At 70.9% G+C, this 21901-nt stretch carries 21 protein-coding genes; 1 reads left to right on the forward strand and 20 read right to left on the reverse strand.

Features of this window, described 5'->3' with window-relative positions; translation table 11 throughout:
* Positions 1-47 precede the first annotated feature (47 nt).
* From rpoZ to pyrR, 11 genes are all read right to left on the reverse strand, one after another.
* Positions 48-320, reverse strand: coding sequence for a DNA-directed RNA polymerase subunit omega (gene rpoZ / locus ACQP09_RS03730; protein ID WP_015607348.1), 273 nt, complete (start codon positions 318-320; stop codon positions 48-50).
* Positions 321-381: 61 nt separating this feature from the next.
* The gene (gene gmk / locus ACQP09_RS03735) at positions 382-975 is read right to left on the reverse strand and encodes a guanylate kinase (protein ID WP_432147865.1); all 594 of its coding nucleotides are present in this window, start codon (positions 973-975) and stop codon (positions 382-384) included.
* A gap of 62 nt (positions 976-1037) precedes the next feature.
* Complete coding sequence (locus ACQP09_RS03740; RefSeq protein ID WP_003970367.1) at positions 1038-1361, reverse strand: integration host factor; 324 nt, start codon at positions 1359-1361, stop codon at positions 1038-1040.
* A 244-nt stretch (positions 1362-1605) separates the two neighbouring features.
* The gene (pyrF, locus tag ACQP09_RS03745; protein ID WP_433395966.1) at positions 1606-2445 is read right to left on the reverse strand and encodes an orotidine-5'-phosphate decarboxylase; all 840 of its coding nucleotides are present in this window, start codon (positions 2443-2445) and stop codon (positions 1606-1608) included.
* Complete coding sequence (locus tag ACQP09_RS03750) at positions 2442-3554, reverse strand: quinone-dependent dihydroorotate dehydrogenase (protein WP_433395968.1); 1113 nt, start codon at positions 3552-3554, stop codon at positions 2442-2444. The genes pyrF and ACQP09_RS03750 overlap by 4 nt, the downstream gene beginning before the upstream one ends.
* Before the next feature lie 57 nt (positions 3555-3611).
* On the reverse strand, positions 3612-6920 hold the full coding sequence (gene carB, locus ACQP09_RS03755) for a carbamoyl-phosphate synthase large subunit (RefSeq protein WP_433395970.1): 3309 nt from the start codon (positions 6918-6920) through the stop codon (positions 3612-3614).
* Complete coding sequence (gene carA / locus ACQP09_RS03760) at positions 6913-8052, reverse strand: glutamine-hydrolyzing carbamoyl-phosphate synthase small subunit (RefSeq protein ID WP_433395972.1); 1140 nt, start codon at positions 8050-8052, stop codon at positions 6913-6915. The genes carB and carA overlap by 8 nt, the downstream gene beginning before the upstream one ends.
* Positions 8049-8657 (reverse strand): hypothetical protein, encoded by a 609-nt coding sequence (locus ACQP09_RS03765; RefSeq protein WP_433395974.1) that lies wholly within the window; start codon positions 8655-8657, stop codon positions 8049-8051. The genes carA and ACQP09_RS03765 overlap by 4 nt, the downstream gene beginning before the upstream one ends.
* Complete coding sequence (locus ACQP09_RS03770) at positions 8654-9943, reverse strand: dihydroorotase (protein ID WP_433395976.1); 1290 nt, start codon at positions 9941-9943, stop codon at positions 8654-8656. Before ACQP09_RS03770 ends, ACQP09_RS03765 begins: the two co-directional genes overlap by 4 nt.
* 2 nt (positions 9944-9945) lie before the next feature.
* Positions 9946-10947 (reverse strand): aspartate carbamoyltransferase catalytic subunit, encoded by a 1002-nt coding sequence (locus ACQP09_RS03775; protein ID WP_432147858.1) that lies wholly within the window; start codon positions 10945-10947, stop codon positions 9946-9948.
* A 97-nt stretch (positions 10948-11044) separates the two neighbouring features.
* Complete coding sequence (gene pyrR, locus ACQP09_RS03780) at positions 11045-11629, reverse strand: bifunctional pyr operon transcriptional regulator/uracil phosphoribosyltransferase PyrR (RefSeq protein ID WP_404067821.1); 585 nt, start codon at positions 11627-11629, stop codon at positions 11045-11047.
* A 221-nt stretch (positions 11630-11850) separates the two neighbouring features.
* Between pyrR and bldD the strand changes: the two genes are divergently transcribed.
* Entirely contained in the window at positions 11851-12351 is a 501-nt protein-coding gene (gene bldD / locus ACQP09_RS03785) for a transcriptional regulator BldD (RefSeq protein WP_006123181.1), read from the forward strand.
* 196 nt (positions 12352-12547) lie between these two features.
* Here the strand turns inward: bldD and nusB are convergent, their stop codons facing one another.
* From nusB to mltG, 9 genes are all read right to left on the reverse strand, one after another.
* Entirely contained in the window at positions 12548-12979 is a 432-nt protein-coding gene (gene nusB, locus ACQP09_RS03790) for a transcription antitermination factor NusB (protein ID WP_433395979.1), read from the reverse strand.
* A 2-nt stretch (positions 12980-12981) separates the two neighbouring features.
* A complete protein-coding gene (gene efp / locus ACQP09_RS03795) occupies positions 12982-13548 on the reverse strand; it encodes an elongation factor P (RefSeq protein WP_433395981.1) in 567 nt (188 codons plus the stop codon).
* 50 nt (positions 13549-13598) lie between these two features.
* Complete coding sequence (locus tag ACQP09_RS03800) at positions 13599-14705, reverse strand: M24 family metallopeptidase (RefSeq protein WP_433395983.1); 1107 nt, start codon at positions 14703-14705, stop codon at positions 13599-13601.
* Between the two features lie 69 nt (positions 14706-14774).
* Positions 14775-15683 carry a Pro-rich N-terminal domain-containing protein gene (locus ACQP09_RS03805; RefSeq protein ID WP_432147855.1) on the reverse strand — a complete coding sequence of 303 codons (909 nt, stop codon included), beginning with the start codon at positions 15681-15683 and terminating at the stop codon, positions 14775-14777.
* 122 nt (positions 15684-15805) lie between these two features.
* Positions 15806-16246, reverse strand: a complete 441-nt coding sequence (aroQ, locus tag ACQP09_RS03810) for a type II 3-dehydroquinate dehydratase (protein ID WP_366389878.1) — start codon at positions 16244-16246, stop codon at positions 15806-15808.
* Positions 16243-17880: a 3-dehydroquinate synthase gene (gene aroB / locus ACQP09_RS03815; protein WP_433395985.1), complete on the reverse strand. Its 1638-nt coding sequence runs from the start codon at positions 17878-17880 to the stop codon at positions 16243-16245. Before aroB ends, aroQ begins: the two co-directional genes overlap by 4 nt.
* Positions 17877-19061 carry a chorismate synthase gene (gene aroC, locus ACQP09_RS03820; protein WP_433395987.1) on the reverse strand — a complete coding sequence of 395 codons (1185 nt, stop codon included), beginning with the start codon at positions 19059-19061 and terminating at the stop codon, positions 17877-17879. Before aroC ends, aroB begins: the two co-directional genes overlap by 4 nt.
* Positions 19062-19206: 145 nt before the next feature.
* A complete protein-coding gene (locus ACQP09_RS03825) occupies positions 19207-20034 on the reverse strand; it encodes a shikimate dehydrogenase (protein ID WP_433395989.1) in 828 nt (275 codons plus the stop codon).
* The gene (gene mltG / locus ACQP09_RS03830; protein ID WP_433395991.1) at positions 20031-21800 is read right to left on the reverse strand and encodes an endolytic transglycosylase MltG; all 1770 of its coding nucleotides are present in this window, start codon (positions 21798-21800) and stop codon (positions 20031-20033) included. Before mltG ends, ACQP09_RS03825 begins: the two co-directional genes overlap by 4 nt.
* Between the last annotated feature and the right edge of the window lie 101 nt (positions 21801-21901).

Here is a 21901-nt window from a genome sequence, read left to right on the forward strand (position 1 = left end):
ACCTCAGGCCCGGCGGACGGGCCGCCGGGCCTGAGGTGGAAGGAAGCTTACTGAGCGGGGCCCTCGATGGGCTCGGAGGTCAGCAGGCCCGCGTTGATCTCGCGGAGCGCGATCGACAGCGGCTTCTCGTGCACGTGGGTGTCGACGAGCGGACCGACGTACTCGAGGAGACCTTCGCCGAGCTGCGAGTAGTACGCGTTGATCTGACGCGCGCGCTTGGCGGCGTAGATCACCAGGCTGTACTTCGAGTCGGTGGCCTCGAGGAGCTCATCAATCGGCGGGTTGATGATGCCCTCGGGCGTGGTGATGGAAGAGGACACTCTCTGCCTTCCGAAGGGGGTGTAGATCAAGGATCCGAGCGGTCTTGACGATCGCCGGAATCTAGGCCTGAAGCATCAAGGCTAGCAGCTCGCGGGCGACATCCTCGACGGAGGTGTTGACGAGCGTCGTATCGAACTCGGCCTCGGCGGCCAGTTCGACCTTCGCGGCGGCGAGCCTGCGCTCGATCACCTCGGGCGCCTCGGTGCCCCGGCCGGTGAGCCGGCGCACCAGCTCCTCCCAGCTCGGCGGAGCCAGGAAGACCAGGCGCGCGTCGTCCATCGACTGGCGGACCAGCCGCGCACCCTGGAGGTCGATCTCCAGCAGCACCGGCTCACCCGCCTCCAGGCGGTCGAGCACGGCACGGCGCGGTGTGCCGTAGCGGTTGCCCGCGAACTCGGCCCACTCCAGCAGCTCGCCGTTGGCGACGAGCTTGTCGAACTCCTCGTCGTCCACGAAGAAGTAGTGGACACCGTTGCGCTCCCCGGGGCGCGGCTTGCGGGTCGTCGCCGACACGGAGAGCCAGACCTCGGGGTGCACGGAGCGCATATGAGCGACGACCGTGCTCTTGCCGACCCCGGAGGGGCCGGAGAGCACGGTCAGCCGCGGACGTACGTCCGGGGGTACGGGGGACGTCCCCCGGGATGTTGCAGCCATGGAGCGATTATCCAGGTTCTCAGGAGTGCCTGAGAACGCCGGACGGATCGGCGGCCGGAACGTCAGGCGGGGCTGCCGCCGAACTCCCGCTCCAGGGATGCGATCTGGTTGGAGCCGAGACCCCGGACCCGGCGGCTTTCGGAGATGCCGAGACGCTCCATGATCTGCTTGGCGCGGACCTTGCCGACGCCCGGCAGGGACTCCAGGAGGGCGGAGACCTTCATCTTCCCGATGACGTCGTTCTCCTGGCCCTGCTTGATGACCTCGTGGAGGGAGGCGCCGGAGTGCTTGAGTCGATTCTTGACCTCGGCCCGCTCCCGGCGAGCCGCGGCGGCCTTTTCGAGCGCGGCTGCGCGCTGTTCAGGGGTAAGGGGCGGAAGAGCCACGCCTACGTCACCTCGGATGTCGATCTGTCGGATACGGACCGGTGGGGAAGCTGGACGCCCTCCACCAGGTGAGCGACGAACACGGTGTGCTCGGCTGCTCTCGACGGAGACTAGCGGCCAAGGCCGCTGTAGTCAGCGAGAACAGACGAAAAGTCCTGGTCAGCCTTGGCCGACCAGGACATTTACCGCATAACCACCGGGTTTCCGGTCAGTAATTCGTCAGCGGCCCGTAAACGTGCCAGGGTCAACTGCCGGAGACGGCAGCGCGGACCTCGTCCGCGAACCGCTCGGCCGCTTCGCGCAGCCCTGACGCGTCCGGACCGTGGCGCAGCACGCCCCGGCTCACGCTCGGCACCACGTTGCCGACCGCGTCGCCGAAGACCGCGGGAAGATCCGCCGGGGTGGCGCCCTGGGCGCCGATGCCGGGCGCGAGGAGCGGTCCGTTGATCGCCAGGTTCACGCCGGCGTCGCCGAGCGTCGCCCCGACCACCGCACCGACCGAGCCGAGCGGCGCCGCGCCCGCGTTCTCCGTCGCCATGTGGTCGAGCATCAGCTGGGCCAGCGAGCGGCCGTCGGCGGCGGTGGCGCGCTGGACCTCGGCGCCCTCCGGGTTGGAGGTGAGGGCCAGGACGAAGACGCCCGCGCCAGAGGCGGCGGCCGCGTCGAGGGCCGGGCGCAGCGAACCGAACCCGAGGTACGGGGAGACGGTGACGGCGTCGGAGAAGAGCGGGGAGTCCTGGTCCAGGTAGGTCGCCGCGTAGGCGCCCATGGTGGAGCCGATGTCGCCGCGCTTGGCGTCCATCAGGACGAGCGCTCCGGCGGACCGTGCCTCGGCGACGGCCTTCTCCAGTACGGCGATGCCGCGCGAGCCGAACCGCTCGAAGAACGCCGACTGCGGCTTGAGGACGGCGACCCGGTCGGCCAGCGCCTCCACGGTGGTCCGGGTGAAGCGCTCAAGGCCCGCGATGTCGTCGTTCAGTCCCCAGGAGGTGAGCAGGGAGGCGTGCGGGTCGATGCCGACGCAGAGCGGCCCGCGGGTGTCCATGGCGTGGCGCAGCCGCGTGCCGAAGGGTTCGGGGGTCACAGGGCGGCCCTCTTCCGGGTCTCGGCGCCGACGGCCTCGGCGAGGGTGGCGTACGGGGATGCGGCGAGACGGGCGGCGAGGCCCCTATGGATCGCGCGTGCGTAGAAAGGACCCTCGTAGATGAAGGCGCTGTAACCCTGTACGAGGGTGGCCCCGGCCAGGATCCGCTGCCAGGCGTCCTCGGCACTCTCCACGCCCCCGACGCCCACCAGGGTGATCCGGGTCCCGACGCGGGCGTACAGGCGGCTCAGGACGGCCAGGGAGCGCTCCTTGAGGGGTGCGCCGGAGAGTCCGCCGGTCTCGGCCACCAGTTCGGGGGCGGACGTCAGGCCGAGCCCTTCGCGGGCGATGGTGGTGTTGGTGGCGATGATCCCGTCGAGACCCAGCTCCACGGCGAGGTCGGCGACCGCGTCCACGTCCTCGTCCGCGAGGTCCGGGGCGATCTTGACGAGCAGCGGGACGCGGCGGTCGGTGACGGTACGGTCGGCGGCCTCGCGGACGGCGGTGAGCAGCGGCCGCAGCGACTCGGTGGCCTGGAGGTTGCGCAGGCCCGGGGTGTTGGGCGAGGAGACGTTGACGACGAGGTAGTCCGCGTGGGCGGCGAGGGCCTCGGTGGACTTCACGTAGTCGGCGGCGGCCTCGGTCTCCGGCACGACCTTGGTCTTGCCGATGTTGACGCCGACGGTGGTGCGGAAGACCGGGTTACGGGAGGCGAGACGGGCGGCGACGGCGGCGGAGCCCTCGTTGTTGAAGCCCATGCGGTTGATCAGCGCGCGGTCCGCGACGAGGCGGAAGAGGCGCTGCTTGGGGTTGCCGGGCTGCGGTTCACCGGTGACGGTGCCGATCTCGACGTGGTCGAAGCCGAGCATCGCCATGCCGTCGATCGCGACGGCGTTCTTGTCGAAGCCGGCGGCCAGCCCGAAAGGACCGTGCATCCGGAGGCCGAGCGCCTCGGTGCGCAGCTCCTTGTAGCGGGGTGCGAGAGCGGCGGCGAGGAAGGTGCGCAGGACGGGGATGCGGGCGGCGAGGCGGATCCAGCGGAAGGCGGCGTAATGGGCCTGCTCGGGGTCCATCCGCTTGAAGACCAGCCGGAAGAAGAACTTGTACATGGAGTGGTGTCCTCACAGAGAGGGGGACACCGTTTCCGGTGTCCCCCTGCTGGGCTGTTAGTCGCGCGCCGCGGTCAAGTGCTCGGCGTGTTCCTGGAGGGAGCGGACGCCGACGTCGCCGCCGTTGAGGGCGTCGATGCCCTGAACCGCCGCGGCGAGTGCCTGGACGGTGGTCAGGCAGGGCACGGAGCGGGCCACGGCAGCCGTACGGATCTCGTAGCCGTCGAGGCGGCCGCCGGTGCCGTAAGGCGTGTTGACGATGAGGTCGACTTCGCCGTCGTGGATGTGCTGGACGATCGTCTTCTCACCGTTGGGGCCGGTGCCTTCGGACTGCTTGCGCACGATCGTGGCGTTGATGCCGTTGCGCTTGAGGACCTCGGCCGTACCGGAGGTGGCCATCAGCTCGAAGCCGTGCGCGACGAGCTCACGGGCCGGGAAGATCATCGAGCGCTTGTCCCGGTTGGCGACCGAGATGAACGCCCGCCCGGACGTCGGCAGCGGCCCGTACGCGCCGGCCTGCGACTTGGCGTACGCCGTACCGAAGACCGAGTCGATGCCCATGACCTCGCCGGTGGAGCGCATCTCCGGGCCGAGGACCGTGTCGACACCGCGCCCGTGGATGTCGCGGAACCGGGACCACGGCATGACGGCTTCCTTGACGGAGATCGGCGCGTCCAGCGGCAGTGTGCCGCCGTCACCGGTCTTCGGCAGCAGGCCCTCGGTGCGCAGCTCGGCGATGGTCGCGCCGAGCGAGATGCGCGCGGCGGCCTTGGCGAGCGGGACGGCGGTGGCCTTGGAGGTGAAGGGAACCGTACGGGAGGCGCGCGGGTTGGCCTCCAGGACGTAGAGGATGTCCCCGGACAGCGCGAACTGGATGTTGATCAGCCCGCGTACGCCGACACCCTTGGCGATGGCCTCGGTGGAGGCGCGCAGCCGCTTGATGTCGAACCCGCCCAGCGTGATCGGCGGCAGCGCACAGGCGGAGTCACCGGAGTGGATACCGGCCTCCTCGATGTGCTCCATGACGCCGCCGAGGTACAGCTCGGTGCCGTCGTACAGCGCGTCGACGTCGATCTCGATCGCGTCGTCCAGGAACCGGTCCACCAGAACCGGCCGGGTCGGGCTGATCTCGGTGGACTCCGCGATGTACGACTCCAGGCGCGCCTCGTCGTACACGATCTCCATGCCGCGTCCGCCGAGCACGTAGGACGGCCGTACGAGGACGGGGTAGCCGATCTCGTCGGCGATGGCCTTGGCGCCGTGGAAGGTGGTGGCGGTGCCGTGCTTGGGGGCCGGGAGCCCGGCTTCGGCGAGGACCTGGCCGAAGGCGCCGCGGTCCTCGGCGGCGTGGATCGCCTCCGGAGACGTGCCGACGACCCGGACGCCGTTGTCCTTCAGCGCCTGCGAGAGGCCCAGCGGGGTCTGGCCGCCGAGCTGCACGATGACGCCGGCGATCGGACCGGCCAGCGACTCGGCGTGGACGATCTCCAGGACGTCCTCCAGAGTGAGCGGCTCGAAGTAGAGCCGGTCGGAGGTGTCGTAGTCCGTGGAGACCGTCTCCGGGTTGCAGTTGACCATCACGGTCTCGTACCCGGCGTCGCTCAGCGCGAAGGAGGCGTGGACGCAGGAGTAGTCGAACTCGATGCCCTGGCCGATGCGGTTCGGCCCGGAGCCGAGGATGATCACGGCGGGCTTCGTCCGCTGAGCGACCTCGGACTCCTCGTCGTAGGAGGAGTAGAAGTACGGCGTCTTCGCCGCGAACTCGGCGGCGCACGTGTCAACCGTCTTGTAGACCGGGCGGATGCCGAGCGCGTGGCGGACCTCGCGGACGACGTCCTCGCGCAGGCTGCGGATCTCGCCGATCTGCACGTCCGAGAAGCCGTGCCGCTTGGCCTCCGCGAGCAGCTCAGGACCGAGCTTGTCGGCGGCGGCCAGCTCGTCGGCGATCTCCTTGATCAGGAAGAGCTGGTCCACGAACCACGGGTCGATCTTCGTCGCGTCGAAGACCTCCTCCTGGGTGGCTCCGGCGCGGATGGCCTGCATGACGGTGTTGATGCGGCCGTCGGTCGGACGGACCGCTTCCGCGAGAAGCTCGGCCTTGTCCCCCACCGGACCGGTGAAGGCGAACTGCGAGCCCTTCTTCTCCAGCGAGCGCAGCGCCTTCTGGAGGGCTTCGGTGAAGTTCCGGCCGATCGCCATGGCCTCGCCCACCGACTTCATGGTGGTGGTGAGGGTCGAGTCGGCGGAAGGGAACTTCTCGAAGGCGAACCGGGGTGCCTTGACGACGACGTAGTCGAGCGTCGGCTCGAAGGAGGCCGGCGTCTTCTCGGTGATGTCGTTCGGGATCTCGTCCAGCGTGTAGCCGACGGCCAGCTTCGCGGCGATCTTGGCGATCGGGAAGCCGGTCGCCTTCGACGCCAGCGCCGAGGAGCGGGAGACGCGCGGGTTCATCTCGATGACGATGACCCGGCCGTCGGCGGGGTCGATCGCGAACTGGATGTTGCAGCCGCCGGTGTCGACGCCGACCTCGCGGATGATCGCGATGCCGACATCGCGCAGCCGCTGGTACTCGCGGTCGGTGAGCGTCATCGCCGGGGCGACGGTGATGGAGTCGCCGGTGTGGACGCCCATCGGGTCGAAGTTCTCGATGGAGCAGACGACCACGACGTTGTCGTTCCGGTCGCGCATCAGCTCCAGCTCGTACTCCTTCCAGCCGAGGATGGACTCCTCCAGGAGCACCTCGGTGGTCGGGGAGAGCGTGAGGCCCTGGCCGGCGATGCGGCGCAGCTCCTCCTCGTCGTGGGCGAAGCCGGAGCCGGCGCCGCCCATGGTGAAGGAGGGGCGTACGACGACGGGGTAGCCGCCGAGGGTGTCGACGCCGGCGATGACGTCGTCCATGGAGTGGCAGATGACGGACCGGGCGGACTCGCCGTAGCCGATCTTGGCCTTGACGGCCTCCACGACGCCCTTGAAGAGGTCGCGGTCCTCGCCCTTGTTGATCGCCTCGACGTTGGCGCCGATGAGCTCGACGCCGTACTTCTCCAGCACACCCTGCTCGTGCATGGAGATCGCCGTGTTCAGCGCGGTCTGGCCGCCGAGGGTCGGCAGGAGCGCGTCGGGGCGCTCCTTCGCGATGATCTTCTCGACGAACTCCGGAGTGATCGGCTCGACGTAGGTGGCGTCGGCGATCTCCGGGTCGGTCATGATCGTGGCGGGGTTGGAGTTGACCAGGATGACCCGCAGGCCTTCGGCCTTGAGGACCCGGCAGGCCTGGGTGCCGGAGTAGTCGAACTCGGCGGCCTGGCCGATGACGATCGGACCCGAGCCGATGACCAGGACGGACTGGATATCGGAGCGCTTAGGCACGCTGGCCCTCCATCAGAGAGACGAAACGGTCGAACAGGTAGGCGGCGTCGTGCGGGCCGGCCGCCGCCTCGGGGTGGTACTGGACGCTGAAGGCGGGCCGGTCCAGGAGTTGGAGGCCCTCGACCACCTGGTCGTTCAGGCAGACGTGGCTGACCTCGGCGCGGCCGAACTCCGTGTCGGAGACCTTGTCCAGCGGAGCGTCGACGGCGAAGCCGTGGTTGTGCGCGGTGACCTCGACCTTGCCGGTGGTGCGGTCCTGCACCGGCTGGTTGATGCCCCGGTGGCCGTACTTCAGCTTGTACGTGCCGAAGCCCAGCGCCCGGCCGAGGATCTGGTTGCCGAAGCAGATGCCGAACAGCGGAGTGGACCGCTCCAGGACGCCCTGCATCAGCGCCACGGGGTGGTCGGCGGTGGACGGGTCGCCGGGGCCGTTGGAGAAGAAGACGCCGTCGGGCTGGACCGCGTACACCTCCTCCAGCGTCGCGGTGGCGGGCAGCACGTGCACCTCGATGCCGCGCTCCGCCATCCGGTGCGGCGTCATGCCCTTGATGCCCAGGTCCACCGCGGCGACCGTGAACTTCTTCGTGCCGATCGCGGGGACGACGTACGCCTCCTTGGTGGCGACCTCGGCGGACAGGTCCGCGCCCGTCATCTCCGGCGCCTGGCGCACCTTCGCCAGCAGTGTGCCCTCGTCCGCGATCGCGTTGCCGGAGAAGATCCCGACCCGCATCGCACCGCGCTCGCGCAGGTGGCGGGTGAGGGCGCGGGTGTCGACGCCGCTGATGCCGACGACGCCCTGCGCCGCCAGCTCCTCGTCCAGCGAGCGCTGCGAGCGCCAGTTGGACGGCTTGCGGGCGGGGTCGCGGACGACGTAACCGGAGACCCAGATACGGCCCGACTCCGGGTCCTCGTCGTTGACGCCGGTGTTGCCGACGTGCGGGGCCGTCATGACGACGACCTGGCGGTGGTACGAGGGGTCGGTCAGCGTCTCCTGGTAACCGGTCATGCCGGTGGAGAACACCGCTTCGCCGAAGGTCTCCCCCACGGCCCCGTAGGCACGGCCGCGGAAGGCGCGGCCGTCCTCCAGGACGAGTACGGCGGGGGTCAGGGCCCCCCGGGTGGAGATCGTCATCGTGCGGTGCCTTCCGTAGTGGTGCTGGTGAGTTCCGTGGCGGCCGGGGCGCCGGCCAGCCGGTTGACGGCGTCGACCCAGGCCTGGTGCTCGGCCGCGCGGTCGGAGCGGAAGCCGGAGTCGATCAGGGTCTCGCCGTGGGCCCAGCTGATGATCAGCAGGCCGCCCTCGGGGAGGACCTTGCCGGCGAGCGCCTTGTCGAGACGGGCCTCGCGCAGGGCCTCGGCCGGGATGAAGAAGTCGCTCGCGCCGGGGCGTACGACGTCCAGACCGCGGGCGGTCAGCGTCAGCTCGGTCCGGCTGCGGGTGCCGAGGCCGTGCGCGACGATCCGGTCGAGCCACTGCCCGGCGGTGGTGGAGGCGTGGTAGCGCCCTTCCAGCGTCAGCAGCGTCTCGTCGTCGGCGAAGCCGTCAGGCGTGGCCGCGAGCTCGGGCAGGTCGGACTGGAGCCGTCCGCGCCATTTCCAGCCCTCGCGCATCAGCCAGTAGACGAGGGCGATGAAGACCAGCAGGCCGATCACCCAGGCGATGCGGGCGGACCAGTCCGTCACTTCCGCCGACTTCTGCTCGGCGGCCAGGAGGTACAGGGGGGTAAGAGTTGTCACGCGAGCTTCCCGTCGACGACCGTGGCACGGCCCCGCAGGAAGGTATGGGTGACGCGGCCCGGCAGCTCACGCCCCTCGTACGGGGTGTTCCGGCTGCGGGACGCGAAGCCCGCGGGGTCCACGGCTCCACGGTATGCCGGATCGACCAGCGTGAGGTTGGCGGGCTCACCCGCCGAGACGGGACGGCCGTGTCCTTCGAGGCGGCCGATGGCCGCGGGACGGAACGACATGCGGTCGGCGACGCCCGCCCAGTCGATCAGGCCGGTGTCCACCATCGTCTGCTGGACGACGGAGAGCGCGGTCTCCAGGCCCACCATGCCCATGGCCGCCGCCGCCCACTCGCAGTCCTTGTCCTCGTGCGGGTGCGGGGCGTGGTCGGTGGCGACGCAGTCGATCGTGCCGTCGGCGAGCGCCTCGCGCAGGGCCAGGACGTCGGCCTCGGTGCGCAGCGGCGGGTTCACCTTGTAGACCGGGTTGTAGGAGCGGACCAGCTCGTCGGTGAGGAGGAGGTGGTGCGGGGTGACCTCCGCCGTGACGTTCCAGCCCTTGGACTTGGCCCAGCGGACGATCTCCACGGAGCCGGCGGTGGAGAGGTGGCAGATGTGGACGCGGGAGCCGACGTGGGCGGCGAGGAGGACGTCGCGGGCGATGATCGACTCCTCGGCGACGGCTGGCCAGCCGCCGAGGCCGAGCTCGGCGGAGACGACGCCCTCGTTCATCTGGGCGCCCTCGGTCAGGCGGGGCTCCTGGGCGTGCTGGGCGACGACGCCGTCGAAGGCCTTCACGTACTCCAGGGCACGGCGCATGATCACCGCGTCGTCGACGCACTTGCCGTCGTCGGAGAAGACCACCACTCCGGCGGCCGAGTCGTGCATCGCCCCGAGCTCGGCGAGCTTCTTGCCCTCCAGGCCGACGGTGACGGCGCCGACGGGCTGGACGTCGCAGTAGCCGGACTCCTTGCCGAGGCGCCAGACCTGCTCGACGACGCCGGCGGTGTCGGCGACGGGGAAGGTGTTGGCCATGGCGTGGACGGCGGTGAAGCCGCCGGCCGCCGCGGCCCGGGTGCCGGTGAGGACGGTCTCGGAGTCCTCGCGGCCGGGCTCGCGCAGGTGGGTGTGGAGGTCGACGAGGCCGGGCAGCAGGATCTGGCCCGCCGCCTCGATGACGGTGGCGCCGTCGGGGGCGTCGATGCCCGTGCCCACCTCGGCGACGGTCTCGCCGTCGATCAGCACGTCCTGCGGCTCGCCGCCGAGGATCCGCGCACCGCGGATAAGGATCTTGCTCATGGTTACTTGGTCTCCTCGGTACGGGCGGGGCTCTCGGGGCGGGCAGGAGCGGACAGGGCGGTGTCGGAGCCGCCGAGCAGCAGGTAGAGGACGGCCATCCGGATGGAGACGCCGTTGGCGACCTGCTCGACGGCCGTGCAGCGGTCGGAGTCGGCGACCTCGGCGGTGATCTCCATGCCGCGGACCATCGGGCCGGGGTGCATGACGATGGCGTGCTCGGGCATCTTCGCCATGCGCAGGCCGTCCAGGCCGTAGCGGCGGGAGTACTCGCGCTCGGTCGGGAAGTAGGCGGCGTTCATCCGTTCGCGCTGCACACGCAGCATCATCACCGCGTCGGACTTCGCCAGCACGTCGTCCAGGCTGTAGCTGACCTCGCAGGGCCACTGTTCGACGCCGACCGGCACCAGCGTGGGCGGGGCCACCAGGGTGACGTGCGCGCCGAGCGTGGTGAGCAGGTGGACGTTGGAGCGGGCGACGCGGCTGTGCAGGATGTCGCCGACGATGGTGATCCGGCGGCCGTCCAGGTCGCGGCCGAGGCCGGTGTCGGCGCCGACGAGGCGGCGCCGCATGGTGAAGGCGTCCAGCAGGGCCTGGGTGGGGTGCTCGTGGGTGCCGTCGCCGGCGTTGACCACGGCTCCGTCGATCCAGCCGGAGGTGGCGAGCCGGTAGGGGGCGCCGGAGGAGCCGTGCCGGATGACGACGGCGTCGGCGCCCATCGCCTCCAGGGTCAGCGCGGTGTCCTTCAGGGACTCGCCCTTGGAGACCGAGGAGCCCTTGGCGGAGAAGTTGATGACGTCGGCGGAGAGCCGCTTGGCGGCGGCCTCGAAGGAGATACGGGTCCGGGTCGAGTCCTCGAAGAAGAGGTTGACGACGGTACGGCCGCGCAGGGTCGGGAGCTTCTTGATCGGCCGGTCCGCGACCCGGGCCATCTCCTCGGCGGTGTCGAGGATCAGGACGGCGTCGTCGCGGGTGAGGTCGGCGGCCGAGATGAGGTGGCGCTTCATCTGGGGTTCTCCGGTGGCTGGAGGAGGGTGTGCGGGCATGCGGGCGCGCGGGAGCACCTCGTACGTCCCCCGGAAGGGCGTACGGAAGGGCTCGGGACTACTGCGCGTCCGCGGGCTCGGTCCGCTGGACACCGAGCAGCACGGCGTCGCGGCCGTCCTCCTCGGCGAGCTGGACCTTGACCGTCTCCCGCAGCGACGTGGGGAGGTTCTTGCCGACGTAGTCGGCGCGGATCGGGAGTTCGCGGTGGCCGCGGTCGACGAGGACCGCGAGCTGCACGGCGCGCGGGCGGCCGATGTCGCCGAGCGCGTCGAGCGCGGCGCGGATCGTGCGGCCGGAGAAGAGCACGTCGTCGACGAGGACGACCAGCTTCCCCTCGATGCCCTCGCCGGGGATGTCCGTACGGGCCAGGGCGCGCGCCGGGCGCAGCCTCAGGTCGTCGCGGTACATGGTGATGTCCAGGGAGCCGACCGGCATTTTCCGGCCGGTGATCTCTTCGAGTTTGTCGGCCAGCCGGCGGGCGAGGAAGACGCCCCGCGTCGGGATGCCGAGCAGCACCACGTCGTCGGCGCCCTTGGCGCGTTCGACGATCTCGTGGGCGATACGGGTCAGAACACGGGCGATGTCGGGGGCCTCGAGAACGGGGCGTGCCGCGTTGCCTGTGCCGTCGTGCTGTGCGTCCATAAGAAACGGACCTCCTTCTCCGCCTCACGGGACGGACCTTAAAGGACGTCGAAATTACGTCACTCACGTTACCAGGGCTTGTGTGAGGCCTTGGCCCCGCCCCCTGGAGGCGCCGGTCCGGACCATTCGGCTTGACGCATCCAAGTAACGCTGCGTAACCTCACAGTGAGTTACCAGCCACGCGGCGGAGCCGCACACTGTTCCAGCGTCCGGGGAGCCATATGTCCAGCGAATACGCAAAACAGCTCGGGGCCAAACTCCGTGCCATCCGCACCCAGCAGGGCCTCTCCCTCCACGGCGTGGAGGAGAAGTCACAGGGCCGCTGGAAGGCCGTCGTGGTCGGTTCGTACGAGCGCGGCGACCGTGCCGTGACCGTGCAGCGCCTCGCCGAGCTGGCGGATTTCTACGGGGTCCCGGTGCAGGAGCTGCTGCCCGGTACGACGCCGGGCGGGGCCGCCGAGCCGCCGCCGAAGCTCGTCCTGGACCTGGAGCGCCTCGCCCACGTCCCGCCGGAGAAGGCCGGTCCGCTGCAGCGCTACGCGGCGACCATCCAGAGCCAGCGCGGTGACTACAACGGCAAGGTGCTCTCGATCCGCCAGGACGACCTGCGCACCCTCGCCGTGATCTACGACCAGTCGCCTTCCGTCCTGACGGAGCAGCTCATCAGCTGGGGCGTGCTGGACGCGGACGCGCGCCGCGCGGTCTCCCACGACGAGAGCTGAGACCTGCCGGGATCCGGGCCCACCGCCGCGGACCCCACAGCAGAAACGTGCCGCCGGGCCGGCGGGAACCTTCGGGTTCCGCCGGCCCGGCGGTTTTTCGTCCGCAGCCGACGGCCCGGATGCCGAAGGGCCCACGGTCGGCTGACCGTGGGCCCTTCGTGGCGTACGTGGCGGAGCAGCCCCGCACCGGGCCGGGCTACTGCTCCCGGCGGAGGTTCGGCTTGAGGTCCTTGAAGCGGGCCAGCAGGCCGTTCACGAACGACGGGGAGTCGTCGGTGGAGAACTCCTTGGCGAGCTGGACCGCCTCGTCGATCACCACGGCGTCCGGGGTCTCGTCCATCCAGATCAGCTCGTACGCGCCGAGCCGGATGATGTTGCGGTCGACGACCGGCATGCGGTCGATCTCCCAGTCCACGGCATAGGTGACGATGAGGTCGTCGATCCGGTCCGCGTACTCGGCGTACCCCTCGACCAGCTCCATCGTGAACTCGCCGACCGGCGGCTGACGGTCGTCGGTCCGCGAGTGCCGGACCCAGTCCGCGAGCACGCTCTGCACGGACTCGCCGCGCTGGTCGGCCTCGAAGAGGATCTGGAAGGCGCGCTTGCGGGCCTTGTTCCGGGCAGCCACGGTTAGCTGTTCACCCGGCCGAGGTAGTCGCCCGAGCGGGTGTCGACCTTGATCTTCTCGCCGGTGGAGATGAAGAGCGGCACGCCGATCTCGTAACCGGTCTCCAGGGTGGCGGGCTTGGTGCCACCGGTGGAGCGGTCGCCCTGGACGCCCGGGTCCGTGTGCTGGATGGTCAGCTCGACGGCGGCGGGCAGCTCGACGTAGAGCACCTCGCCCTCGTGCTGGGCGACCGAGGCGGTGAAGCCCTCGATCAGGAAGTTGGCGGCGTTGCCGACGGCCTTGCGGTCGACCATGAGCTGGTCGTACGTGTCCATGTCCATGAAGACGAAGTACTCGCCGTCCATGTACGAGAACTGCATGTCGCGGCGGTCGATGGTGGCCGTCTCGACCTTCACGCCGGCGTTGAACGTCTTGTCGACGACCTTGCCGGAGAGCACGTTCTTGAGCTTGGTGCGCACGAAGGCGGGGCCCTTGCCGGGCTTGACGTGCTGGAACTCGACGACGGACCAGAGCTGGCCTCCGTCGAGCTTGAGCACCAGGCCGTTCTTGAGGTCGTTCGTGGAAGCCACGGTTGCGGAATCTCCTGGACTGAAGCTGGTGGAACGACCGGGGATGCGCGCTAGAGCGCGAGCAGTTCCTTGGTCGTCATGGTGAGTAGCTCGGGTCCGCCGTCCGCCTCGGGGCGCACGACGAGCGTGTCATCGATCCGGACACCGCCCCGGCCCGGGAGGTGGACCCCCGGTCCGACGGTGACCGGCACACAAGCGTCCAGTTTACCCATGGCCGTCGGTGCCAATTGCGGGTCCTCCTCGATTTCGAGCCCCACACCGTGCCCGGTCCACGGCTGGAGGCCCTCACCGTGCCCCGCCGACTCTAGGAGGTGCCTGGCCGCACGGTCCACGTCCCGGTAGGCGGCGCCCGGCGCCAACGCCTCCCTGCCGCCTCGCTGAGCGGCGAAAACGAGGTCGTACAGCTCGATCTGCCACTGGGCCGGGGCGGTGCCGATGACGAAGGTCCGGCCGATCTCGCAGCGGTATCCGTGGTAGCTCGCACCGAGGCGTACGGAGAGGAAATCGCCCTCCTCCACCCGGCGGTCGGAGGGCCGGTGGCGGCTCTGGCCGGAGTGGGGGCCGGTGGCGACGGAGGTGGCGAAGGCGGGGCCGTCCGCGCCGTGGTCGACCAGGCGGCGCTCCAGCTCCAGCGCGAGGTGGCGCTCGGTGCGGCCGACGAGGATCGATTCGAGGAGTTCGCCGAGGGCCTGGTCGGTGATCTCCGAGGCGATGCGGAGACAGCCGATCTCCTCCTCGTCCTTGACGATCCGCTGCTGTTCGACGGTGAAGCCCAGATCGGCCAGCTTCAGGCCCGGAGCGGCCTTCGCCATGGCGCGGTGGCGGGCCACGGTCAGGTCGTGCTCCTCCACGGCGAGCGAGTCCGCGCCGGAGGCGGCGGCCAGCCCCGCGGCCTCCACCACCGGATCTCCGTCCGGTACGGGCAGGATGTCGACCCGGAGCGCCTCGTCGGGCCGTCCGTGGCCGGCCTCGCCGCCCGGGGCGCGCGGGCAGAGCAGAACGTCCTCGCCGGGGCCGAGCAGCAGCACGGCGCCGGGCGGCGCTCCGCCCGCGAGGTAGCGGACGTTGGCGGGGCGGGAGACCAGGGCGGCCGCGGACCCCGCGGCGGCGCAGCGGTCGCGGAGCAGCCCGCGTCGGACGGCGTGCACCTCAGACATGCTCCGAGCGTACGAACGAATCCCGCTCGCCGCCCGGCCAGCGCATCCGACCGGGGCCCGCGGGGCCGCTCACCAGGTGGGCGGTGAGGCAATGGAGCGGGCGAGGACGTCGTCCAGGACCCGGGCGGTGGTCTCCACGTCGTACGTCGAGTTGTCGATGATCGGGAGGCCGGAGCCGTACCAGCCGGCCATCCGGCCGTGGATGCGGGCGACCTCCTCGTCGGAGAGCCTGCGGTTGCCGCTGCGGGCGGCGTTGCGCTCCAGGACGATCTCCAGTCCCGGCAGCAGCACGACGGGCAGCAGGCCGGGGCCCACGTGGCGTTTCCAGCCGCCGAGGCCGACGACCGGGCGGTCGGGGAAGACGGCGTCGTCGAGGATGCAGGAGATGCCGTTGGCGAGGAAGTTACGGGCGGCGAAGCCGCAGGTGCGGCGGGCCAGTCGGTACTGGGCCTCGGAGTGGTCGTTCCAGCCGGCCTGCGGGTCGGCGAAACCGGAGCAGACCCACTCGCGGACGTCGTCCAGGGAGACATGGGCGGTGGGCACGCGGCGGCGGGCCGCCCAGAGCCGCGCCACGGTGGTCTTGCCGGCGCCGGCCGGGCCGATCAGCAGCACGGCGAGCGTGGCGCCGCCGGTGCCGGGCTCGGCGGGCGGCGCGGGGAGCGGGACGGGGCCGCCGGGGGGCAGCGGGACGTGTCCGGTGGGCTGGCCGCCGGAGGGCGGCGGCGTGGGGCCGGTGCCGCTCCAGCCGTACTGCGGGGCCTGGGGCTGGGGCTGCGGGGCCTGGCCGGGCGCCTGGGGTTGCGGAGGGCGGCCGGGGGCGGGCGGCGGGGCCTGGCCGGGGGCCTGGGGCGGCGGAGGTATCGGGGGCGGGCCCACGGGTCCGGGGTGGCCGGGGTGCTGGGCCTGGTGCGACCAGCCCGCCGGCCCGTTGCCGGGTCCTTGGGGCGGCGGCAGCGGGGCCCCCACTGGGTGCTGCATCCGGTGGCCACTCCGTCTCGTAACTGCGGCTGACGCTGATGGGACGGCTACCGTACCCTCCCGGGCCGTCTCAGGGTGAACGGCCCGGGAGGGCGTGGAGTGCCCGTGAGCACCGGGGACTGTCAGTCCGTCAGTTCGTCGGCCAGGGCCCGCAGCGCGAGCCGGTAGGAGCCGATCCCGAACCCGGCGACGGTGCCGGTGGCCACCGGCGCGACCACCGAGGTGTGGCGGAACTCCTCGCGGGCGTACGGGTTGGAGATGTGCACCTCGATCAGCGGTGCGGTGCGCTGGGCGGCCGCGTCCCGCATCCCGTACGAGTAGTGCGTGAAGGCGCCCGGGTTGAGGACGACCGGAATGGAACCGTCCGCCGCCTCGTGGAGCCAGCGGATCAGTTCGCCCTCGTCGTTGGTCTCGCGTACGTCGACGTCGAAGCCGAGCTCCTTGCCGAGCGCGGTGCAGGTCTCGACGAGTCCGGCGTAGGAGGTGGCCCCGTAGACGTCGGGTTCGCGGGAGCCGAGCCGGCCGAGGTTGGGGCCGTTGAGCACGAAGACTCTGCGGGTCACGCGGAGACCTCCCCGTAGGCGGCGAGCAGCACGGCCGGGTCCGGGCCCTCCAGGACGGTGGGCTTGCCGAGGGCGTCCAGGACGATGAAGCGCAGCAGGTCGCCGCGGGACTTCTTGTCGACCTTCATGTTCTCCAGCAGCTTGGGCCACTGGTCGCCGCGGTAGGTGAGCGGCAGGCCCACCGACTCCAGGATGGTCCGGTGCCGGTCGGCGGTGGCGTCGTCGAGGCGTCCGGCGAGCCGGCCCAGCTCGGCGGCGAAGACCATGCCGATGGAGACGGCGGCGCCGTGGCGCCACTTGTAGCGCTCGTTCTTCTCGATGGCGTGACCGAGCGTGTGGCCGTAGTTGAGGATCTCGCGGAGGCCGGACTCCTTGAGGTCGCTGGAGACGACCTCGGCCTTGACCCGGATCGAGCGCTCGATCAGCTCGGCGGTGTGCGGCCCGGAAGGCGTACGGGCGGCCTGCGGGTCGGCCTCGATCAGGTCGAGGATGACCGGGTCGGCGATGAAGCCGGCCTTGATGATCTCGGCCATGCCGGAGACGTAGTCGTTGACCGGCAGCGATTCCAGGGCCGCGAGGTCGCAGAGGACCCCGGCGGGCGGGTGGAAGGCGCCGACGAGGTTCTTGCCCTCGGCGGTGTTGATACCGGTCTTGCCGCCGACGGCCGCGTCGACCATGCCGAGCACGGTGGTCGGAACGGCGATCCAGCGGACCCCGCGGAGCCAGCTGGCCGCGACGAACCCGGCGACGTCCGTCGTGGCGCCGCCGCCGATGCCGACGATGACGTCGGTGCGGGTGAAGCCGGTCTGGCCGAGCGCCTTCCAGCAGTAGGCGGCGACCTCGACGGTCTTGGCCTCCTCCGCGTTAGGCAGCTGGATCGCGATGGCCTCGTACCCCTGGTCGGCGAGGTCCTGGCGGACCGCCTCACCGGTCTCGGCGAGCGCCTCGGGGTGCAGGACGGCGACCCGCTTCGCGCGGTCGCCGATGAGCTGGGGCAGCTCGCCGAGGAGCTGGTGGCCGACGAGGACCTCGTACGGGTCGGAGCCCGCCGAGCCTGCGACCTGGATGCGGGTGGGGCCCTGCTGCGTCATGCCGGTGTTCTCCACGCCGGGGGCGGCTTGGCCCTCCGGCAGTTCCAGTGCGTCGATGATCGCCTGGGCGACCTCTTCGGGGGTGTTCTCGTCGGTGGCGACGACCGTACGGGCCACCTCTTCGTACAGGTGGCGGCGCGCGTCCATCAGCTCGCGCCACTGCCGGCGCGGGTTGACCGCGAGCAGCGGGCGGGCGGTGTTGAGGCCGACGCGGCGGACGGCCTCGTCCACGTCCATGGAGAGGTAGACGACCGGGCGGCCCGCCAGCAGCTCCCTGGTCGCCTCGTCCAGGACGGCTCCGCCGCCGAGGGAGAGGACGCCCGCGTGTCCGGCGACGGCCGCTTCGACGGCCCGGCGCTCCAGGGCGCGGAAGTGGTCCTCGCCCTCGTCGTAGAAGATCTCCGCGATCGGCTTGCCCGCCTCGGCGACGACGTCCGCGTCGGTGTCCCGGTAGGTGGTGCCGAGCCGGGCGGCGAGCAGTTCGCCGACGGTGGACTTGCCGACGCCCATCGGACCGACGAGGACGACCAGGGGGCCGCTCATCGGATCTGGAGGTGGTCGAGGTACGACTGGACGTTGCGGTGGGTCTCGGCCACGCTGTCGCCGCCGAACTTCTCCGCGACCGCGTCGGCCAGGACCAGGGCGACCATCGCCTCCGCGACGATGCCCGCGGCCGGGACGGCGCAGACGTCGGAGCGCTGGTGGTGGGCCTTGGCGGCCTCGCCGGTGACGACGTCCACGGTGGCCAGGGCGCGCGGCACGGTCGCGATGGGCTTCATCGCGGCGCGGACCCGCAGCAGCTCGCCGGTGGTGAGCCCGCCCTCGGTGCCGCCGGAGCGGCCGGAGGTGCGCCGGATGCCCTCGTCGGTGGCGACGATCTCGTCGTGCGCCTTCGAGCCGGGGACCCGGGCCAGGTCGAAGCCGTCGCCGACCTCGACGCCCTTGATGGCCTGGATGCCCATGAGCGCGGCGGCCAGCCGTGCGTCCAGGCGCCGGTCCCAGTGCACGTGCGAGCCGAGCCCGACGGGCACGCCGTACGCCAGCACCTCGACGACCCCGCCGAGGGTGTCGCCGTCCTTGTGGGCCTGGTCGATCTCGGCCACCATCGCCTTGGACGCGTCGGCGTCCAGGCAGCGGACCGGGTCGGCGTCCAGCTTCTCCACGTCGGCGGGGACCGGGTAGACGCCGTACGGCGCCTTCGCGGCGGCCAGCTCCACGACATGGCTGACGATCTCGATGCCCGCGGTCTCCTTGAGGTAGGAGCGGGCGACGGCCCCGAGGGCGACGCGCGCGGCGGTCTCCCGGGCGCTGGCGCGCTCCAGGACCGGCCGGGCCTCGTCGAAGCCGTACTTCTGCATCCCGGCCAGGTCGGCGTGGCCGGGGCGGGGCCGGGTCAGCGGGGCGTTACGGGCCGACTCGGCCAGCACGGCGGGGTCGACCGGGTCGGCCGACATGACCTGCTCCCACTTGGGCCACTCGGTGTTGCCGACCATGACGGCGACCGGCGAGCCCATGGTGAGGCCGTGCCGTACGCCGCCGAGGAAGGTGACCTCGTCCTGCTCGAACTTCATCCGGGCACCGCGGCCGTAGCCGAGCCGCCGCCGGGCGAGCGCCTCGGCGACCATCTCCGTCGTGACCGGGACGCCGGCGGGAAGACCCTCCAGCGTCGCCACCAGTGCGGGGCCGTGCGACTCGCCCGCGGTCAGCCAGCGCAACCTGCTCAAAGGTGCTCCTCATGCTCGCGCCTGAAAATCCGACGGCGCGACCAGGTGCGCGGCCCCGGCCCGCCACCGTCGATCCTCCCACGACTATGGGCGGTGTCCGGCCGCCGGTCCAGCAACCGGACGCCACTTCATCAGGTCGAACGGGTCAGCGGGCCGCGAGCGCCGCTTCCCCGGCCCGCCGCATGGCCGCCAGCGGCGCGGGGCGCCTTCCGGTCATCTGCTCCACCTGAAGGGCAGCCTGGTGCACGAGGAGGTCGAGCCCGCCGACGACAGCACCACCGCGCGCGGACCAGGCCGAGGCCAGCGCCGTCGGCCACGGCTCGTACAGCACGTCGAAGAGGATGCCCGGGTTCTGCGGTACGTCGGCGGCCAGGGCATCCGTGGCACCCGCCGGGGTCGTGGCGATGACCAGCGGCGCGTCGAGCGCCCGCGATCCCTCCGCCCAGTCGGCCACCCGGACGTCTACGCCGAGGCGCCGGCCCCAGCCGCGCATCTCGTCGCCGCGTTCCCGGCTGCGTACGTAGGCGGTGACCGGCCCCGCGCAGATCACCGCGAGCGCGGCGAGGGCGGAGGAGGCGGTGGCGCCGGCGCCGAGGACGGCTGCCGACTCGACCTTCTCGACCCCGCGCTCCCGCAGGGCGGCGATCATACCGGGGATGTCCGTGTTGTCGCCGAGCCGTCGGCCGTCCTCGGTGAGCACGACCGTGTTGACGGCCTCCACCGAGGCGGCGGTCGGGCTGATCTCGTCCAGCAGCGGGATCATCGCCCGCTTCAGCGGCATGGTCAGCGACAGCCCCGCCCAGGAGGAGTCCAGACCTTCGATGAACCCGGGCAGCGCAGCCTCGTCGACCTCGAACCGGTCGTAGGACCAGTCGACGAGGCCGAGCTCGGCGTAGGCGGCGCGGTGCAGCACCGGGGAGAGCGAGTGGGCGATGGGCGAGCCGAGGACGGCGGCCCGGCGGGGCGCGCTCACTGGCCGGACTTCCCTTCCTCGTACTCGCGCCGGTTCTTCTCGTGCTCCTCGTTGGTCTCCGCGAAGACGGTCTTGTCCTCGTTGATGGAGACGAAGTAGTACCAGGGACCCGGGGTCGGGTTCATGGCCGAGTGCAGAGCGTCCCCGCCCGGGTTGCTGATCGGGCCGGACGGCAGGCCGATGATCTTGTACGTGTTGTACGGATCGTCGATCTTCCGGAGGTCGTCGACGGCTCCGATGTCCAGGGTGCTCTGACCCTTTATGTAGTTGACCGTCGAGTCGAACTCCAGCCGCCCGACGGTCTCCATGTTGCCCGGCTTGAGACGGTTGTAGACGACCCGCGCCACCTTGTCGAAGTCGTGCTTGTACTTGCCCTCGACCTGCACGAGGCTCGCGACCGTGATCAGCTCCCACGGGCTCTTGAGACCGAGCTTCTTCGCACTGGCCTCCAGATTGAGCTTGTCGTACTCCTTGTTGGCCCGCGTGACCATCCGCTTCAACGTGGCCTCGGGCTTCGACCCCTTGGCGACCGGGTACGCCGCCGGATACAGGAAGCCCTCCAGCGGGTCCTTCACGTCCGGGTTGTCGTCGGCCCATGCGGGCAGGCCCAGCGACTCCGCCTTGGTCTTGGCGATCTTCGCCGTGGTGCCCTTTGCCAGCTCGAGCCGCTCGTCGATCTTCGCGTACACCGTGGCATTACGGGTGCCCTCGGGGATCACGAGCGCATTCTGGCTCTTCGGGTCGAGCATCAGCGTGATCGCGCTGGCCGCCGACATCTCCTTGTTCAGGAGGTACACACCGGCCTGGAGCGACTTGCCTTTGGGGTTGTCGTTCTGTGCCGCGACGAAGGCGTCGGACGACTTGATGACGCCCTTCTTGCGCAGGATGTTCGCGATGTCGTAGCCGTACGAGCCCTCGGGGATCTCGACCTCGACCTGCTCGCCGGTGCCCGACCCCGCGTAGTCGGCCGGGGCACCGAACTGCTTCTTCCAGTACGTGTATCCGACGTACGACGCTCCCCCGAGGCCGCCGACCAGGACGACGGCGACGACCAGGCAGGCGCAGCCGTTGCGGCTCTTCTTCCTCTTGCCCTTGCCGCCTCGGCGCTCGCCGTCGCCGCGGTCACGGCGTGCGGAGCGCGAGGAGTCGTCGTCCGGGTCGTCGTCACCGTCGCGGGGCTCACGGGGGGCCGGTTCGTCGGCGCCGGTGAAGAAAGGATGCGTCTCTTCCTGCGGCTGGTCCGGGTCCCAGTCCGTCGACGGCTTCTGCTGCTGCTCGGGCTGAGGAGGCTGCTGCGGCTCGGCTTCACGACGGCCCGGCGGCTGCGGCGGAGGGTAGGCCTCCGGCGTGCCGTAGTAGTCGTGCGATTCGCCGTAGCCGGGTTGCTGCTGCGCGTAGTACGGGTCCTGGGGCTCGGCCCCGTACGGCATGGCGGGCTGCTGACCGGAGTCCCAGCCGCCGTCGTACTGCGGCTGGGCGGGAGGCTGCTGACCGTACGGGTCCTGATGCTGCGCACCGTACTGCTGGTGCTGCTGCTGCGCGTACTGCTGGTTCTGGTCGTACTGCTGCTGCGGGTACTGCTGATGATTCTGCTGCTGGTGGTTCTGGTGCTGCTGGGCGTACGGGTCCTGCGGATAGGACTGCTGCTGGTCGCCGTACTGGCTCTGGCCGTGGGCGGCCTGACGGCCTCCCCATCCCTGGTCCCCGTACAAGGGGTCCTCGGGATGCCACGGTTCGGAGCCGGGGCCCCGGCCATACTCAGTCATCGATCCCCTAGAGCCGCGAGACGACGTTCCGTCTCTTCGCTTCGCTGTGCGGTGTTTGTTCGAACCACCGACGCATCGCGCGGAACGTTACCGTATCGCGA

Origin of the sequence: Streptomyces sp. CA-146814, assembly GCF_050942385.1 — a bacterium.
GTDB lineage: Bacteria > Actinomycetota > Actinomycetes > Streptomycetales > Streptomycetaceae > Streptomyces.